The organism is Agaribacillus sp. DX54 (assembly GCF_056858335.1).
Window position 1 is genome coordinate 202,481 of the sequence record NZ_JBXEQE010000006.1, and the last position, 18,034, is coordinate 220,514.

An 18,034-nucleotide genomic window follows, 5' to 3' on the forward strand; every position below is an offset into this window, starting at 1 on the left:
TAAGTAAGACGTATCAGTGTTTTTAAGCATATTTATTACATCCAAACCAAAATCGCCAGGAATTAAGGCATAGGATTTTAAAATTTCACCGTTATTTAGAGCGGGGAAGTGTTAAATTTATTTATGGTGAAAAAAATCTTTTTCTGGTGTCTTTTAACCGGGGTTTTGGGAAGCATAGCATGGGGCATTTACAATTTTCTTTTTACTACACAGGAAGGATTGCGGCCCATATATGTGGTTCCGGAAAATGCGATCTACATCATCGAAACCGGGGAACCGGTCAATGTCTGGGAATCAGTCAGCACCAGTGAAATCTGGGCACACCTCCAAAACAACAGTTATATCGCCAATCTGACCTATGAGGCAAACAGCCTGGACACCCTTTTTAAAAATAACAAAACACTGTTTAAATTATTAGGGTCGAGGTCTCTGCTGATTTCATCACACATGTATAAGCAGCATGACTTTGATTTTTTATTTGTTGTCGATTTGAAAAAAGTCAGCAGGCTCACACAGCTCAGGAATTATTTAAGCACTATTCTCAGTGATAATTATAAAGTCACCAAAAGAACTTACCATGACCACGAAATCTTCGAATTGTATGATAAAGAAACCCGTGAAACCTTGTACATGGTTTTTATCAAAAATTTACTGGTAGCTTCCTATACGCATATACTGGTGGAAGCATCGATAGATGAAGTGGCCGAACCCGTTATAGGCCGTGACATTAACTTTATTGAAATCAACAGAAAAGTGGAAGAAGATGAACAATTCCGGCTTTTCTTTCAATACAAATATTTGGATGACTACATGCGGACTTACACGCAAAACATCAATCAATACGTAAAATCGCTGAGTGAAACTTTAGGGTATTCGGGCTTTACCTTTGCGTATGATGAAAATAATATGTTAGTGGCTAACGGTTTTACCAACATGATGGATGACTCCTTGTCCTATTTGCATGTACTGCATGAATCCGGGAAGGGACAAATATCCATTCCTGAAGTGGCCCCGCAAAGAACGGCATTCTACCTGAGTATGGGCTTTGACAGTTTCAGCGAATTTTATGAAAACCTCGAAGCTTTACAACAACAGCATCCGGCCGGGTTCAGGCTATACAAAGAAAACTATGAAAAGATTGAAAAGCTGCTCAAAATCGATATCGAAGAAAATTTTATCAATTGGATCGACGATGAAATTGCTTTTTTGCAAATGCAGAATACAGGATTAGGCAAAAAAAATGAATTTGCCCTGGTGCTGAAAGCCAAAAAAGGGGAAGACGCCCTCAAAAACCTGGATATCATTCTCCATCAAATCAGGAAAAAGACACCGGTAAAGTTCAAGAAAGTGACCTATAAAGGTTATCCTATCAATTTCATGTCGATAAAAGGTTTTTTTAAAATATTGTTAGGTGATTTTTTTGCCGATCTCGAAAAGCCATATTTTACCGTAATTGAGGATTACGTGATTTTCAGTAATCACCCTCAGACCATTAAAAATGTTATCAGCGATTATCAGCTCGAAAATACCTTATCAGTGTCTGACGATTTTAAAAGTTTCAGCCGTCATCTCAGTCGTAAATCCAACCTTTTTGCCTATGTTAATACACCGGTTTTACATCAGAATCTCAAGTCGATGGTAAATAACGAAACCAGGTCAAACCTGGACAGAAATAAGGAGTTTATAACCTGTTTTTCACAGATAGGTTTTCAACTGGTGGCTTCGGGAGATATTTTTGAAAGTAAACTTTCGATTCAATATCAGGATCCTGATCAGTTGGAGAAAAAGATTCAATTTGCCCGCAGGCCCGAGCAACTTATGCTGGCCTCCTTTGGTAAAATGCCGGAGTTACCCATTGATGTCGCTCTTTCAGATCAGGTATTATTGAATATGGTTGAAGAAGAAGAGCTTATAAAAGTCGAAGAGATAAGCCCGGAAGATCTGGACGACAAAACTTATAAAGAATACTATGATAACGGCGCCTTAAAAATCGAGGTCCCCCTCAAGGACGGATTAAAACACGGCACCTACCGCGAGTACCATACCAACGGAAACATCAAACTAAAAGGAAAATATCGCCGCGACCAACAGGTCGGCCTCTGGAAAGCCTACGACCAAAACGGCCATACCGTTGAAAGAAAACGATTCTAACCGAACCCTCCATCTCCACCCCTTACCCTCCAACATCTCATTACCCCAAAATTCCATCTTTCCAATACCCCATCATTCCATCATCCCACCATTCCCATTTCCCCCCATAATTCCTTAACTTTACCCCACCACGCCCTCCGGCCACCACACTCTGGGCTCCCCAAAACAATTTAACTATGAAAAAAATCATCATCACTACCCTGTTCCTCTGCTTGTCCGGCATCGCGAGCCATGCACAGGAGACAAAAGACAACACAAACGACATCTGGTATGTTTGGATCGACACCATGACCGGAATGGAAGGAAAAACATCCGGAATTCTGATTAAGCAAGCCTTTGAGATCAGTTGCTGTGTCAAATCACCCAAATACCGCAGACTTTTGAAAAAGACTGAAAAACGGATCCGAAAAAACATTGACAAAAACTACCGGGGTGAATCTCCGCTAAACAAAATACAGGATGTAAACCTGGCTGCGGCCATGATCGAAGAGGCCAGCGAGCCAAACGCCGAAGGTGCCAAACTGATACTGGTCGATTATCAGGAAAAATGTATCTAGCAGGGTCTTCAGCTAACTTAAACCTAACCCTATTCGAATGAAAAAAATAATAAACCTGTTTGTAGCATTTCTCTTAACATATTCAGCCTCATTGGCACAAAACGAAAAAATCCTGGGCGACTGGTATGGTGTCGGGGATATCAACGGCACAAAACTGAGGCTAGTCTTTCATATCAATCAGGAAAATAACCGCCTGAACGCAACCATGGACAGCCCGGATCAAATGGTTTTTGGTACCCCGACAGATACGGTTTCCTTCGCCGACGGTGAACTGCTTATAAAAGTAAACAGCATACAGTTAACCTATCAGGGTAAATTAAACGACAATGGCCGGATTAACGGACGCATCCTTCAACGGGGCATACTGGATATTCCTGTTACCCTGGGCAGAAAACCCGTGGAAGCGGTAAAACCCGAACGTCCTCAGGAGCCTAAGCCACCATTTGATTACCAGGTATTAGAGGTAAGTTTCAAAAATACCCGGGGAGGGCATAGCCTGGCAGGAACCTTAACCATTCCTGATACTACGCAACAATACCAGGCGGTAGTTTTGATAAGCGGCTCCGGCCCACACGACAGAAATGAGGAAATGTTTGGGCACAAGCCCTTTTGGGTTATTGCCGATTACCTGACGCAAAAGGGCATTGCTGTTTTAAGATATGATGACCGGGGTTTTGGCCAATCCACGGGTAATTATGCTGAGGCAACTACCATTGATTTTGCCAATGATGCCATGGCCGCCGTTAACTACCTGAAATCCAGGCCGGATATTGATCCCCGGAAAATAGGACTCATCGGTCATAGCGAGGGAGGTATGATAGCGCCGGTAGTAGCCTCCCGGGACAAAACCATTGATTTCATTGTTTTACTGGCCGGGCCAGGCACCACGGGAAGAGAAGTGTTTGAAACCCAGCAGGTGCTTATCGGAGAAGCCAAGGGCATTCCGCCGGCTTTTGTACAAAAAACCAGTAACGACATCAAAATCATTATCGATGCAGTGGTAAACCACGATGATCCCGAAGAATCTGCTGAGGTAATCAGCGATTTTATCAACAGCGAACTCGACCGGTTGCCAAAAGAACAGGTGGAAGCTATGGGTGGCCGTGCAGCCAAAATCAAGGAAAACCTGAGCATTTATAACAACAAATGGATGCGTACATTTTTAAGATTTAACCCAACCGACTACCTTGTACAGGTTGATTGCCCCGTTCTGGCCTTGAACGGAACCCTGGATCTGCAGGTTTCCTGCCAGGAAAACCTGGAAGCCATCGAAAGCGCCCTCACCTCCGGCGGCAATACCAACTACCGAGCCATCCCCCTGGAAGGGTTGAATCACCTCTTCCAGCACGCCAAAAAAGGCATCCCGGATGAGTATGAGAAAATTACGGAAACTTTTGCGCCGCAGGCGCTGGAAATTATGGGGAGGTGGATAAAGGAACAAAAGTAGAGTGAGAGTGAGTTTGAGAGTGAGTGTGGGTTTGGGTGTGGGTGTGGGTGTGGGTGTGAAGTATTTCTTATAGGGGAAGGGGGGTTTATTGTTTTGAAGGGATGTTTTGGGGGGGAAGGATATTTTTTTATCCTTTTACGGAAAAGCGGTAAACGGTTCGATGGGAATAGATATCACCCGGGTTGAGGAGGGTGGAGGGAAATTGTGGCTTGTTAGGGGAATCGGGAAAAAACTGCGTTTCAAGACAGAACCCATCCCTGGGTTGATAAACATAGCCTTCTTTTCCGGGGCTGCCATGCCCGAGATAGTCGGCGGTGTAGAACTGTACGCCCGGCATGGTGGTCAAAACCTCAAGGCATCGCCTGCTGGCGGGGTCAAAGACTTCAGCGGCTTTGGTCAGGCTTTGCTTTTCATGGTTCAGGACAAAATTATGGTCATAACCCCGCCCAAGGACCAATTGAGGATGGGAAGAGGCAATATCACGGCCTATCGGTTTGGCGCTTGTGAAGTCCATAGGGGTCCCCTGAACGTCCTGAAACTCTCCATTGGGAATGCCTTCCGGTGATTTCGGAGTGAATTGGCTGGCGTTTAGCCATAAGATATGATGGGAAATTTCCCGCTTGGGGGTATTGCCAAGGTTAAAATAGGCATGGTTGGTGAGGTTGATGACCGTGGATTTATCTGTTTCCGCCAGATAATCTATCACCAATGCATTGTCATCATTTAATGAATAGGTGACCTTTACCCGGAGGTTCCCGGGGTAACCTTCCTCCCCATCGGGCGATAAGTAAGAAAGCTGTAACTGATGTCCTCGCGTCTCGGCCTCCCAAACCATTCTTCCAAATCCCATAGGTCCGCCATGCAGCGCATGAGGGCCATGGTTGCGGTTTAACTGATGTTCCTGCCCATTGATCGTGAATTTCCCGTGGCCAATCCTGTTGGCAAACCTCCCTACAATGGCCCCGTGAAAATATGGGTCCGACGCGTAATCCTGTATATTTTCATACCCAAGTACCACATCTTCAAACCTGCCCTCCTTATCCGGTGCAAAAACCCCCACCAACGCGGCACCGTAGTTGGTAATCTGGGCAGATAAGCCAAGATTATTTTTCAACGTGTAAAGGCTTGTTTTTCTACCGTTGATTTCTGCTATGAAGTTTTCTTCGTGAAGCATAATGGTGAAAATTTTAAAATAACCAAATCAGTCAGCGTTAAAGTAGGGTTTTCAATGATACCCTGATCAAATTAGAAAGTCAGCAACAAAAATCACAGCCACGGTTCAGGTCCGGTGCCATCGTCAAATCCTTTCACCATCATCAGAAACTCACTTAACATCATGGCGGTAGCGCCCCAAACCACATGGCCTCCGACATCATAATAAGGCGCTTTCAGCCAGTACCTGCCCCTGACCAACAGCTCTTTTTCCCGGCGGTTGCGGTCATCCTGCAAGTGATCGATACTCACTTCCAATACCTCAGCCACCTCATGCAGATCGGCTATAAACCTGGGCCGGTAACCCAGGTAACCTATCACAGGCAAAACGTTAAAATTACTGGCAACCACCATGTGTTCGGTCAGGTTACCCAGCACTTTCACATCTTCAGGCCTTATTCCTATTTCCTCCTGCCCCTCCCTGAGCGCCGTGAAAATCAGGTCAGGATCACTCTCCTCCATTTTCCCTCCGGGAAAGCTTATCTGACCACTGTGAACCCCATCGTACTCCGGGCGTTTCATTAAAGGCAAATAAACCTTGCCCTTATGTGGATACAGTAACAATAATACACTCCCTAATTTAGCTGTTTTTTTTTGATTAAAGCTAAACCTATCCTGTTTAGTAGCTTTAGGCATCATCAGCATTTGCGCCTCGTAGCCCGGCAGGGGGCCTTTCAGTCTTTCCTCCAGCCAAAGTATAAACTTTTCAAACGGATCATGCATCCAGACAGGTATCTATAATTTTCAATCCCTCAAATCTAAAATAATTAATACATAAGTCCTCGATTTTGTTTTCCTGAAAAAGCAGATTTTAATTACTTTTGCAAACTTAAATTGTTTAACTCCTATGTCCATATCAACAAAATATAATCCGGGACCGGTTGAAGATAAATGGTACCGTTATTGGATGGAAAAAGGCTTTTTCCACTCCGAGCCCCATCCTGAAAAGGAGCCTTACACCATTGTGATTCCACCACCTAATGTGACCGGTATATTGCATATGGGACATATGTTAAACAATACTATCCAGGATGTGCTGATCAGAAAAGCGCGCATGCAAGGCAAAGAGGCTTTGTGGGTGCCGGGTATGGATCACGCTTCTATCGCTACGGAGGCCAAAGTGGTAGCTATGCTGAAGGAAAAGGGTATTCAAAAAAGCGACATTTCCCGGGATGAATTTATGGAGTATGCCTGGGAATGGAAAGAAAAATACGGAGGGATAATTCTGGAACAGTTAAAAAAGCTGGGCGCCTCCTGCGATTGGGATCGCACCCGCTTTACCATGGATGATAAATATTACCGCGAGGTAATCAGAGTTTTTGCAGACCTTTACAACAAAGGTTACATCTACAGGGGCGTAAGGATGATCAACTGGGATCCGCAGGGACAAACCGCTCTTTCGGATGAGGAAGTTGTTTACAAAGAGGTCCGTTCGAAACTTTATTATGTTAAATACAAAATCGCCGGTTCGGACAACGAATGGCTGACGATTGCGACAACAAGGCCAGAGACCATATTAGCCGATACGGCAGTTTGTGTGAACCCTGGTGATGAAAGATTCACGCATCTGGTTGGAAAAAAGGCCATTATACCTGTGGTAAACCGGGAGGTACCCATAATTGCCGATGACTACGTGGATCCCGAATATGGAACCGGATGTTTGAAGGTCACCCCGGCCCACGACCTGAATGACTATGAAATCGGGCAAAGACATGGATTAGAAGTCATCGACATTATTGCCGACGATGGCAGCCTGAATGAGAAGGCACAGTTTTATATAGGTGAAGATCGCTTTGCTGTCAGAAAAAAGATTGCCAGGGACCTCGAGGAAATGGGGCAACTGGAAAAAACCGAAGATATGGTCAACAAAGTAGGGTTTTCAGAGCGCACCGATGCAGCCATTGAACCGAAGCTCTCCATGCAATGGTTTATGAAAATGGAAGAAATCTCCAGGCCTGCCCTGGAAAATGTATTGAATGGTAACATAAAATTTCATCCTGCCAAATTCATCAATACCTACAAACATTGGATGGAAAATATCCGGGACTGGTGTGTGAGCAGGCAGCTTTGGTGGGGACACCGCATTCCTGCCTATTATCTGCCCGACGGGACATTTGTGGTCGCGGAAAATCCGGAGGAAGCCCTGGCCCTGGCAAAGAAAAAAGATCCGTCACTCACCACGGAATCACTCAGGCAGGAAGAAGATGTGCTCGATACCTGGGCCTCTGCCTGGCTGTGGCCCATTTCTGTGTTTAACGGGATCATGGATCCGGAAAATGAGGATATTAAATATTACTATCCTACCGATGACCTCGTCACCGCACCGGAGATATTATTTTTCTGGGTGGCCAGGATGATCATTTCAGGCTATGAATATAAAGGGGAATTACCTTTCAGGAATGTGTACCTCACGGGTATTGTAAGGGATAAATTAAGGAGAAAAATGTCCAAATCACTGGGCAATTCCCCCGATCCGCTGGCGTTGATAGAAAAATACGGGGCCGACGGTATCCGTACCGGCATGTTGTTCAGCTCACCGGCCGGCAATGACCTGTTATTCGATGAGAAGCTTTGCGAGCAGGGCAGAAATTTTGCCAATAAAATATGGAATGCCTTCCGCTTAATCAAAGGCTGGGAAGTGGCTCATCAAACGGAGAACCAAAATCAAACAGCCCTGGCATGGTTTGAGTCCAGGTTTAACCAGGCCCTGGGCGAAATTGAAGGCCATTTCGAAAATTTCAGGATTTCAGATGCTTTAATGACCACCTACAAGCTGGTATGGGACGACTTTTGTTCGCAATACCTGGAAATGATCAAACCTGCTTATGGCCAACCTATTGATGGGGATACCTATGATCGAACCATCGACTACCTTGAAAGGGTGATGAAGCTATTACATCCATTTATGCCTTTCATCACAGAAGAGATCTGGCATGAAATCAGGGAAAGAGGGGACAAAGCATGTATCATAGTAGCTTCCTGGCCGGAAAAACACACTTTTGACAACGAGTTACTGGATAAGGCCGCTTTGAATTTTGATATTATTTCCAATATAAGAAACATCAGAAACAGCAAGCAAATCCCCCAAAAGGAGGCGTTGAAACTTTTGGTAAAAACGAAGAACAAGACGGTTTTGGATGGTTTCACCGGTATTATCAAAAAGCTCGCCAACGTTAGTGAAATAGGATTCACCAGTGAAAACATCGACAATGCTCTGAATTTTGTCATCAGAGGCAATGAGTTTTTTATCCCCGTTGCAGGCCAGATAAATGTTGAAAAAGAAATTGAACAACTGGAGGGGGAACTGAATTACACCAAAGGATTCCTGGTTTCCGTAAACAAAAAACTGAGCAATGAACGCTTTGTCAACAACGCCCCCGAGCAGGTAGTTGCCAATGAACAAAAGAAAAAAGCCGACGCCGAAGCCAAAATCAAAGCCCTGGAAGAAAGCCTGGCCGCACTAAAAGAATAACATACAAATACCATAACCACAAACCCTGACACCTGACTCCTCTCCCCTCAACATATCCTGACACCTCTCTCCCGACCCCTGGTTCCATAAGCTATTATTAAGAATACCAGGCATGTAAGTATAGGTGAGGTAATTATTAGGTTTTTCTATAAGATGATAATCTTGTGTTTGGAAACCACATTGTTTTGATCCACTTTCAGAAGGTAAATGCCCTTGTGCATTTTCTCATAAGGTATAACCTTGTAATCCTTGGCAAATTCTTTCACATCTACAAGCTTATTCAGAAACACTTTGCCGGACAAATCCATGAGCAGGAGTTTTACCTTATTACGCTTGTTGGTAGTTGTTAACCTGATGTTGATATTTTCTTCGGAAGTTGGATTGGGATACACAGTTACCTGCATGGGCCGCCTGGAATGCTCAACATTTACACTTTGAACAGGTGAATATTCAAATCGCTCGTCAAAGTCTACCTGCTTCAACCTGTAATATGACATCCCGAATAAAGGTTCATGATCCGTATAGCTGTATTGGATCACTTCGTTGATCGTTCCGTTGCCTTTCACAGTACCGATCACAACCCAGTCCTCCCCCGCTTCCGAACGTTGGATCTCAAAAAAGTCGTTATTCGATTCACTGGTTGTCTGCCAGTCCAGTAACACTTTGCCATTATCTTCACGGGCAGTAAATGAAACTAACTCCACCGGAAGGGGATTATTACCATTGACCGACCCAAAAGTAAATGGGCTAAAACTGGTAACGCCTGTCACAGTAATAGAACCCGGATCGGAAGACACGATGGTATTTTGTCCCATGTTCTCCCATACCAAACCATTAAAATGCGCAATTTGCAGGTAGGAGTAATCTCCTATCTGACTAAAAGTCTGATCTTTCCAGAAAAGTGTTATATCCGCATGGGAGGCAGTTCCTGAATTAGTCAAATTCCAGTACTCCAACGTACTGACGTTGTTCAAATCCCCGTTCGGATCACCTAACAGCAACAGATCTGTTACAAGATAAGGCTGCCTGACATAAGCAGCAGAGAACTGCGTGGCGGCATCACCTGTCAGATTAGACACAGCCATTGGTGCCCAATCGGTGCCGTCGCCTATTGGAAATTCAAAATCGGTATTGCCAATTTTTGTCATTCTTCCATTGACAAAACTCGCCGCAGAGGCCCCTGTTACGGAAGCACTGCTGTTCATGGTCAAAGGATTACCTTGCGTGTTAATAATCCCATCGGTGAGGGTCAGCACGCCGTTTATGTTTTGTGCATCATTTAGCAATATATCCCCTCCCACGTTATTGATCGTGATATTTTGCCAGTTTGATGTTCCTGTGATTTGCTGGGTACCGGTTCCCTGAAAGACCACTGTACCTGTGCCGATAGCGGCATTCCCCTGGTTTTCCCAGTGATTACAAACATTTAAAGTGCCACCTGTGTTGATGTTAATCGAGGCATTTGTCTGAATTTGAATACTTCCTACATTGCCTGTCAGACCGGCGCCTATTACGGGGAAAAATCCGGAACTACCACTGACATCGGGAATAATGGCAAGGGAACCGCATCCGGGCACACCATTGGACCAGTTACCGGCTGTTCCCCAGGTAGTGGTGCCCTCATTGCCCGTCCAATTGGTCAGGGTATTGGGGGCGTAAACGGCAATATTGTCAAACGCCATCCCGTCATTATTAGCGATTCTTCGGTTGTCATATTGTTCGATGCTGATTACAAACTGATCGGTCAGCGACAGGCCTGCTCCGGAGGCCAGTGCATCTACATCCAGTACCACCTGATTCCAGGTGTTGTTGGTATTGCTGGCCGGATCAAAAGCATACACCCGTTGAAAGGTTACCCCATTATCATCTGAGAAATAAATAGCATCCCGTACATGTGTTTCATCACCAAAATCCTTCCAGTAAAACGACATCTCTACCTGAGAATGGCCTGAAAGATCGAGGCGCACCATGGATTGATTCAAAGCAAAATTATTGTTGTTTACAACATCCATAGTCAGATGGTAATTACCCTCATAAGGCAAATTTTGGTTAGTAACGATCGTGTTGCTGTTATTAGCCGTACCAATGCTCCACTCCTCTCCCAAATTGCCGGACTCAAAACCGTCGAAGTAAGGCAATGTGGCAAAAATTGTCGTCCTCAATTGTACATCATCGATGGCAAATCCATCGTTATTTATAGGATAGTTATCACGCTGCTGAAACCTGATAACAAATGTATTATTCAATGTCAGGCCATTGGTGGTGGCCAGATGGTCAATATCCAAAACTATTTGATTCCAGGTATTGTCAGTAAAATCCGGCCCGGAGATTTCATATACATACGTAAAATTCAACCCCCCGTCGTCTGACAAATAGATACCATCGACATTCTGATCCTCATCACCAAAATCTTTAAAGTAAAAATCAAGAATAACATCGGTTTCTCCGGATAAATCGACGCGTAGGTCAGCATAATTGGTCGCAAAATTATTACCGGTATTCACATCCATGGTCATGTGATAAAGGCCCGTATTAGGTGCGTTGTTGGTGGTGACCTGTACACGACCGAAACTATTGGAGCTGGAGGTCGACCATTCCTCCTCAAAATATCCCAGCTCAAAACTGGTGGCATATGGAAAACTGGCGTATAAGGGGGTGGTCTTCACCTGCAAATCATCGATGGCAAACCCATCGTCGTCGATTCTAAAGTTATCATATTGAAGGATTCTTATAACAAACGTGCTGTTCAACGTGAGTCCGTTGGATACGGCCAACTGATCGAGGTCTAAAAGAATATGGTTCCAGGTGGCGTTTGCATAATTACCCGGAACAATTTCATGAACGTAGGTAAAATTGACCCCACCATCATCCGACAAATAAATACCGTCAACATTCTGATCCTCATCACCAAAATCTTTAAAGTAAAAATCAAGAACTACGTCAGTTTGCCCATCCAAATCAATGAACAGGTCGGCATAATTGGTGGCAAAATTATTATTGGTGTTTACATCCATGGTCATGTGATAACTGCCTGTCCTGGGGCTGTTGTTGGTCGTAAGCTGTACACGACCAAAACTGTTGGAACTGGATATTTTCCATACATCCTCAAAGCTGCCACTCTCAAATCCGGTGGAATATGGAAAACTGGCATAGGGCTGGATGAAAATCGTTCTTGCACCGGGAGGTGCGGTTATCGAAGGAACATAGTTGCTGCCACCTATTGTGATTTGAGTAGCTTCGGCATCCACGAGATTGCCCCCCGTTGCCCCACTGTTGATGTCATATGATAACCAAAAGTAGTTTGTGCCTGCGGCCAACGTTAAGGTACTGTTTATTGTGAACGTGCCATTAGGGCTTACGACCGTCGATCCTATCTGGTTAGCTGTAGCAAACGTATTGCTTCCTCCTGTATAATATAATTTGGCGTTGGAGAAGTCATTGGCGGGATCGGAAGAACCCGCAGTACTAAAATTAATGGCAGTCAGGTTTAATTTATTACTGTTACCGGATGTGACCACCTGTATTCCGATAATTTGCTGATCAGTGGTGCCAACATTAACGTCTTCAGTGTTTTGAGTAACTGTACCGGAGGTATAGGTCATATCGCCGGGCGAAAGGGGTGAATCGTCAAGAGGGGATGAACCTGTACCGGAGCCGGTAAAAAACCTGAAAGTACCATACTTCTCCAATACCAGCATATCCGTGTCACCATCCGCATTCAGGTCAATAGCCATGGGCCTTGACTCCTGGCCAAAGTCTATTCCATTGAATGGATTCCCTCCCCCAGTTATTTCGGTAAATGCCGGTGCGTTGACAGAACCCGTGTTGCGGAAATAATCAATATAACCGTTACTGGCCCCTACAAACATATCGTAGTCCCCGTCGTTATCAAAATCCATCAATGTCGGTGCAGACTCTGCCCCCACATCCTCGCCATTCATCGGATTATTAGCTCCTGTTCGTTGTGTGAAAGCCGGATTGCCGGCATCGCCCGTGTTTTCGAAATAGTTTACATTGCCCATAGCCTCCCCGATAAAAGCATCCGCGTCCCCATCATTATCGATATCCGCAAAGGCAAGATCGGCTTCAAGGCCAATATCAACCCCGTTGAAAGGGTTGTCGGCACCGGTTTGCCGGGTAAATACAGGGGCGGAAGGTGAGCCCGTATTTTGAAAGTAAAAAATACCACCGTCATTTTCACCCACAAAAAGGTCGAAGTCCCCGTCATTATCTATATCCCAAAAGATGGGCCTGGCCTCTCTCCCCACATCCTCGCCATTCATGGGATGGTTAACACCAAATTGTTGGATAAGTACCGGTGCAGCAGATGTACCTGTATTCTGATAGTAAATAAAAGTACCGTCTTCCCATCCGATCAGTAAATCCCAGTCCCCATCGGCATCCAGGTCGGCAAAAGCGGTATTCCCGTCTTCTTGCGCCAGGGTTACCCCATCCATGGGGTTGGCAGGGCCTGTCTGTTCGGTAAATGTTTGGGCTAATGCTCCTTGTAGGACCACCAGGGTAATCAAACAAAAATTTGGAAAAAAACCAACTAACTGATTTCTCAGGACACAAAATTTTCTAAAACTTTTCATCTTTTCTCAGGTAAGCTTATACTTTTATACTGGGTAGCAATGACAGATCGCTACCATTAAATTGCCAGCCCGTATTTGTTTATTGTTAAAAAATCACCCACCCGTACCAATAGACCACTCACAAAAGTATTAAATGAACACTTATTTAGGTCTTTAAATTAGGCAAGCCTCACATGGATGTCATGAAAAGCGGGAAATAGCACTTTTTTTCTAAAAGGTTTTCTTTAGCCTGCAAACTAAAACCCGGATCAGGACATTAACAAAATTCAAAATTTGCCGGTTTCAAAAAATTATCGAACCCTGTTTGATAAATGTACAAAGTTATTACCTGCTAATCCATTGACCGGTAAGAATATAAGAACTATGCCTCTAAGTGATCATTAAATCAATTGAAAAGTAGAATCCTGTCCCGGTAACCGGGTAAAAATACAAGAATAGTACAAATATTTTCCTGTATAACACAAAAAAATAGTTGTTATAACACCTTTTCGTTTCTGTAATTCTACAGGCAAAACTTCACTTCTCATATCCAAAACCTGAGAATAAACAACCAAACAAATGTTGTTTTAGCATTAATTCTTACACCGGTTCCGGCGATTTCTACCTGTATTAACGCCATAAAACACAAGAAAAATTCAATAAAAAATAAACAAAATACTACGTTTTTATGCTTCGGGAAGGGGCATTCTTCTTTAGTTGAAAGTAAAAAATAGCGGCGATGATAAATAAAACAGCGGCGATAAATTGAGAATGTGACAGATATTCATCCACAATAAACCCCCTGACGAGGTCACCTCTGAATGTTTCCACGATGGCCCTGCCGCTGGCATACAGCATGATATACAGCAAAAATACCTGTCCATCAAATGATTTCCGGTTTTTCACGACCATCAGCACTACAAAAATAGTCAAAATCATGGCAGCACTGTAAAGCTGAGTGGGATGCAGCGGGGTATTCAGAGGCCTGGCCATGCACACAGGATTGGTAAATATCACTGAAAATATACCTTCGTGTACGTGTCCGTAACAACAACCGGCATTAAAACAACCCAGCCGGCCAAAAAAGTGTACAATACAAGTGGTAATAGCGATAATATCCAACATTTTCAGGGTCGGAATTTTTTTGATTTTAAAGAAAATAATAATGGCGGTGACAGAAAAAATCAGTGAACCATAAAAAACAAACCCTTTACCAGGATCTTCGATCATATTGGCCGGTTGACCAAAATAGTAGCCAGGGTTTTCGAAATAAAAAAATAGCTTTCCTCCCAGAAAGGCCGTAATTAAAATCAATAAAAGCAGATTATTGATAACATAATAAGGCACACCCAGTTCCTTTTTGGCCCTGATACCTGTGTATAAGGCTCCCAGCAAAGCGCCAAAGGCAATGAATGCCCCATAGGTATAAACAGTAATCGTATCGGCAAGAAAACCTTGCAAAAAATCCGGTGTTTTAAACTGAAATAAGATCGGGTGCATGGTAAATTCGGTTTATTGCCGGCCTACCAGTTCTTTGATAATTTTGGTCATTCCGGGCTCAGCTTTCATAGCGGCAGCGATTACTTCTTCGACAGTGACTTTTTTAAGGGTTTCAGGGATACATAAGTCCGTAATTACCGAAAGTGCAAAGCATGGCATTTCCATATGCCGTGCAACAATGACCTCGGGAACAGTGGACATACCCACTGCATCCGCTCCAATAATACGCAGGTATTTGTATTCTGCCCTCGTTTCAAGATTAGGGCCGGTCACAGCAGCATATACCCCCTCGTGCACCCTGATACCATGCTCTTGCGCAATTGCCGTAGCCTGACGGATCAACTGCGCGTCATAAGGTTCACTCATATCCGGAAACCTCCCACCAAACTTGTCAAGGTTCTTTCCTGTCAGCGGATTCTCAGGCATCAGATTTATATGATCTTTAATAATCATTAAATCACTGATCTCATAGCGCTTGTCTAATCCGCCCGCCGCGTTGGACACGAATAACTTTTTTATCCCCAACAATTTCATCACGCGCACCGGAAATGTGACCTCCTTCATAGTATAGCCTTCGTAATAATGAAACCTTCCCTGCATTACTACCACGTGCTTACCCGCCAGTCGACCGAAAATCAATTTACCTTTATGACTCTCGACCGTAGAAACCGGAAAATTGGGAATATCTTCGTAGTTAATGATTTCTTTGACCTCCACCTCCTTTGCCAACGATCCTAACCCGGTGCCCAAAATAACGCCATAATCGGGTTTTATACTGATTTTTGATTGAATATAGTTGTGGGCTTCTTCAATTTTTTTTATCATTTGTAATAATTGACTTCGGTTGAATATCAAATATACTATTAAGTATCATTAAACAAATCAGTCTTTTTTAATTAGTTTTAACAGGTGAACATAAATGACATTTACTTTGGTACTCATCAATAATCCGGTCCTTTTTGGTATTTTACTTTCATGAATGGGTGGCTTTCTGGAAAAATCTAAAACCGGCTTTCGATTATTTTGAAGAAAATCGCCGGGTTCCTGCTGTAAAAGTCAGGCAAAACGGGGAATATTATTTGAACCATTGAAACCTTAAATGAGCAGCTACCCACAGGCTTTAACCATGATCAGGATCAAAGATTATGAGCAAACCTGAGTTTATTTTCAATTATCATGCAATTTTTTAGAAAGAATGCTCAAAACTCATTAAATTTGCATTGGCAAATCGATACGACCAGCTCCTGTCGAACTCCCCCAGGTCCGGAAGGAAGCAAGGGTAGATGGTTGAGCGGTGCGATATTTGGTTTGCCTTTTTTATACCTCTGGTTTTAAAGATTCAAATCATAAGAATTCTTTGTTAGTTCATTGAATTTTATCTGTAGCTTTATACGACAACTTTAAAAGTTTAAAACATGAAATTCTTTATTGACACCGCGAATCTTAATGACATAAAGGAAGCCCATGATCTTGGAGTACTCGATGGGGTGACCACCAATCCCTCGTTGATGGCCAAAGAAGGAATCAAGGGTGAAGAAAATATAAAGAAACACTACAAGGCCATTTGTGACATTGTCGACAACAATGTCAGTGCCGAGGTGATTTCCACTGACTTTGAAGGTATTATCAGGGAAGGAGCGTCACTTGCCCGGATCGATGATAAGATCGTTGTCAAAGTTCCGATGATCAAAGACGGTGTAAAAGCCATAAAATATTTAACCGGACAGGGGATCAGGACCAACTGTACGTTGATTTTCTCCGCAGGTCAGGCATTGCTGGCGGCCAAGGCCGGCGCCTCTTACGTTTCTCCGTTTATTGGCAGGCTCGACGATGTTGGAACCGATGGGTTGGATCTGATAGAACAAATTGTTGGCATTTATCAGAACTATGGATTGGCCACCGAAGTGCTGGCCGCGTCCATTCGACATACACAACATCTTATTCAATGCGCAGAAATTGGCGCAGATGTCGCCACCTGCCCTTTGAAGGTGATCACCGGTTTACTCAACCACCCATTAACAGACAAGGGTCTGGCGCAGTTCCTCAGCGATTATAAAAAATCCCAGGCACCGGCCGAGGGTGCTCTGGCTGGTTAGTATTCGGAAGGCGGTAATCACATCAGCATGTACATCATCAAGGTGAAGGGCAAAGCAAAGATTCCGAATTACATTCAATTAAGGGATGATAACTTTGTCTTAATTGCCTATTTCAGGGCTGACAGGCCGCTGAAGAAACTGGAGAAATACGGTCTGGAAGGCCATGAAGAAATGCTGCAGAAAATTATCAATGAACTCCCCTTCGGCAAGTTAAAAAAACTAGAGTTGTCATGATCGCTTTTTCCAATGAGCCGGTGGTGTCTGTCAGCAACACTACCATTTTTCAGGATCAAAATGCCGTGTTGAAGGATGTAAATTTTGAGATAGAAAAAGGTGAATTTGTCTATTTGGTAGGTAAGACCGGAAGTGGTAAATCCTCTTTACTTAAAACATTATATGCGGATCTGAAACTGTATGCAGGCAGCATTCATGTCGGTGGTTTTCAACTCAATGGGATAAGAAGCAGTAAAATACCCTTGTTGCGCAGAAAGTTAGGGATAATTTTTCAGGATTTTCAGCTTTTTCCCGACAGGACTATCAGCGAAAATTTATACTTTGTGATGAAAGCTACCGGTTGGCGGGAAAGGTCAAAAATGAAGGCACGGCTGACTGAAGTGCTGATAAAAGTAGGACTGGGTGCTTATCTGAGCAAGATGCCTCATCAGCTGTCGGGCGGAGAGCAGCAGCGTGTGGTGATTGCCAGGGCACTGATCAATGAACCTGTTTTACTGATTGCCGATGAACCCACCGGAAACCTGGACCCCGATGTGGCCGACGGTATCCACAAAATTTTTCAGGATATTAACAACAGCGGCACAACCGTCTTAATGGCCACACACGACCACCGGCTAATCAACATACATCCTGGCAGGATCCTCAAATGTGTCGACAGCCAGTTACTTGATTCCAAAATTGAGAAATTCGATTTAACGGACAGTGTCTGAGCCTTGTCGATTATCCCTGTCATAGCATGGCTCAAAGTCAAACTATGACTTCAACAAATTTATTACCTCGTCCCTGGCCGG

12 protein-coding genes and 1 other RNA gene are annotated in these 18,034 nt (G+C 43.9%); 8 read left to right on the forward strand and 5 right to left on the reverse strand.

What is annotated here, in order from left to right:
• The first annotated feature begins 123 nt into the window (after positions 1 to 123).
• From AC04NP_RS09645 to AC04NP_RS09655, 3 genes are all read left to right on the forward strand, one after another.
• Complete coding sequence (locus tag AC04NP_RS09645; RefSeq protein WP_482859436.1) at positions 124 to 2,151, forward strand: DUF3352 domain-containing protein; 2,028 nt, start codon at positions 124 to 126, stop codon at positions 2,149 to 2,151.
• Positions 2,152 to 2,327: 176 nt separating this feature from the next.
• Positions 2,328 to 2,708, forward strand: coding sequence for a hypothetical protein (locus AC04NP_RS09650; RefSeq protein ID WP_482859437.1), 381 nt, complete (start codon positions 2,328 to 2,330; stop codon positions 2,706 to 2,708).
• Positions 2,709 to 2,745: 37 nt separating this feature from the next.
• Entirely contained in the window at positions 2,746 to 4,155 is a 1,410-nt protein-coding gene (locus AC04NP_RS09655) for an alpha/beta hydrolase family protein (RefSeq protein ID WP_482859438.1), read from the forward strand.
• Between the two features lie 127 nt (positions 4,156 to 4,282).
• Here AC04NP_RS09655 and AC04NP_RS09660 read toward each other — a convergent pair whose 3' ends face one another.
• Entirely contained in the window at positions 4,283 to 5,329 is a 1,047-nt protein-coding gene (locus AC04NP_RS09660; RefSeq protein ID WP_482859440.1) for an aldose epimerase family protein, read from the reverse strand.
• Positions 5,330 to 5,421: 92 nt separating this feature from the next.
• Entirely contained in the window at positions 5,422 to 6,090 is a 669-nt protein-coding gene (locus AC04NP_RS09665; RefSeq protein ID WP_482859442.1) for an NUDIX hydrolase, read from the reverse strand.
• A 124-nt stretch (positions 6,091 to 6,214) separates the two neighbouring features.
• On the opposite strand from AC04NP_RS09665, the gene AC04NP_RS09670 reads away from it, so the two are divergent.
• Entirely contained in the window at positions 6,215 to 8,839 is a 2,625-nt protein-coding gene (locus AC04NP_RS09670) for a valine--tRNA ligase (protein WP_482859444.1), read from the forward strand.
• A gap of 146 nt (positions 8,840 to 8,985) precedes the next feature.
• On the opposite strand, the gene AC04NP_RS09675 is transcribed toward AC04NP_RS09670, so the two are convergent.
• The 3 genes from AC04NP_RS09675 to AC04NP_RS09685 form a co-directional block, all read right to left on the reverse strand.
• Positions 8,986 to 13,434 (reverse strand): T9SS type A sorting domain-containing protein, encoded by a 4,449-nt coding sequence (locus AC04NP_RS09675; protein WP_482859446.1) that lies wholly within the window; start codon positions 13,432 to 13,434, stop codon positions 8,986 to 8,988.
• Positions 13,435 to 14,091: 657 nt separating this feature from the next.
• Entirely contained in the window at positions 14,092 to 14,913 is an 822-nt protein-coding gene (locus AC04NP_RS09680) for a prolipoprotein diacylglyceryl transferase (RefSeq protein ID WP_482859448.1), read from the reverse strand.
• 12 nt (positions 14,914 to 14,925) lie between these two features.
• A complete protein-coding gene (locus AC04NP_RS09685) occupies positions 14,926 to 15,738 on the reverse strand; it encodes a purine-nucleoside phosphorylase (RefSeq protein ID WP_482859449.1) in 813 nt (270 codons plus the stop codon).
• A 397-nt stretch (positions 15,739 to 16,135) separates the two neighbouring features.
• On the opposite strand from AC04NP_RS09685, the gene ffs reads away from it, so the two are divergent.
• The 4 genes from ffs to AC04NP_RS09705 all read left to right on the forward strand — a co-directional run bounded on the left by ffs (position 16,136) and on the right by AC04NP_RS09705 (position 17,953).
• Positions 16,136 to 16,229, forward strand: an RNA gene (gene ffs / locus AC04NP_RS09690) — signal recognition particle sRNA small type.
• Between the two features lie 99 nt (positions 16,230 to 16,328).
• Positions 16,329 to 17,009 (forward strand): fructose-6-phosphate aldolase, encoded by a 681-nt coding sequence (gene fsa / locus AC04NP_RS09695; protein WP_482859451.1) that lies wholly within the window; start codon positions 16,329 to 16,331, stop codon positions 17,007 to 17,009.
• 27 nt (positions 17,010 to 17,036) lie between these two features.
• Positions 17,037 to 17,243 (forward strand): fructose-6-phosphate aldolase, encoded by a 207-nt coding sequence (locus AC04NP_RS09700; RefSeq protein ID WP_482859452.1) that lies wholly within the window; start codon positions 17,037 to 17,039, stop codon positions 17,241 to 17,243.
• Positions 17,243 to 17,953: a cell division ATP-binding protein FtsE gene (locus tag AC04NP_RS09705; RefSeq protein ID WP_482859520.1), complete on the forward strand. Its 711-nt coding sequence runs from the start codon at positions 17,243 to 17,245 to the stop codon at positions 17,951 to 17,953. The genes AC04NP_RS09700 and AC04NP_RS09705 overlap by 1 nt, the downstream gene beginning before the upstream one ends.
• The last annotated feature ends 81 nt before the right edge of the window (positions 17,954 to 18,034 follow it).

What these genes read in the sequence shown, in the direction of transcription:
- AC04NP_RS09645 (WP_482859436.1), top strand. Translation starts at nt 124, where the DNA reads ATGGTGAAAAAAATCTTTTTCTGGTGTCTTTTAACCGGGGTTTTGGGA.
- AC04NP_RS09650 (WP_482859437.1), top strand. Translation starts at nt 2,328, where the DNA reads ATGAAAAAAATCATCATCACTACCCTGTTCCTCTGCTTGTCCGGCATC.
- AC04NP_RS09655 (WP_482859438.1), top strand. Translation starts at nt 2,746, where the DNA reads ATGAAAAAAATAATAAACCTGTTTGTAGCATTTCTCTTAACATATTCA.
- AC04NP_RS09660 (WP_482859440.1), bottom strand. Translation starts at nt 5,329, where the DNA reads ATGCTTCACGAAGAAAACTTCATAGCAGAAATCAACGGTAGAAAAACA.
- AC04NP_RS09665 (WP_482859442.1), bottom strand. Translation starts at nt 6,090, where the DNA reads ATGCATGATCCGTTTGAAAAGTTTATACTTTGGCTGGAGGAAAGACTG.
- AC04NP_RS09670 (WP_482859444.1), top strand. Translation starts at nt 6,215, where the DNA reads ATGTCCATATCAACAAAATATAATCCGGGACCGGTTGAAGATAAATGG.
- AC04NP_RS09675 (WP_482859446.1), bottom strand. Translation starts at nt 13,434, where the DNA reads ATGAAAAGTTTTAGAAAATTTTGTGTCCTGAGAAATCAGTTAGTTGGT.
- AC04NP_RS09680 (WP_482859448.1), bottom strand. Translation starts at nt 14,913, where the DNA reads ATGCACCCGATCTTATTTCAGTTTAAAACACCGGATTTTTTGCAAGGT.
- AC04NP_RS09685 (WP_482859449.1), bottom strand. Translation starts at nt 15,738, where the DNA reads ATGATAAAAAAAATTGAAGAAGCCCACAACTATATTCAATCAAAAATC.
- fsa (WP_482859451.1), top strand. Translation starts at nt 16,329, where the DNA reads ATGAAATTCTTTATTGACACCGCGAATCTTAATGACATAAAGGAAGCC.
- AC04NP_RS09700 (WP_482859452.1), top strand. Translation starts at nt 17,037, where the DNA reads ATGTACATCATCAAGGTGAAGGGCAAAGCAAAGATTCCGAATTACATT.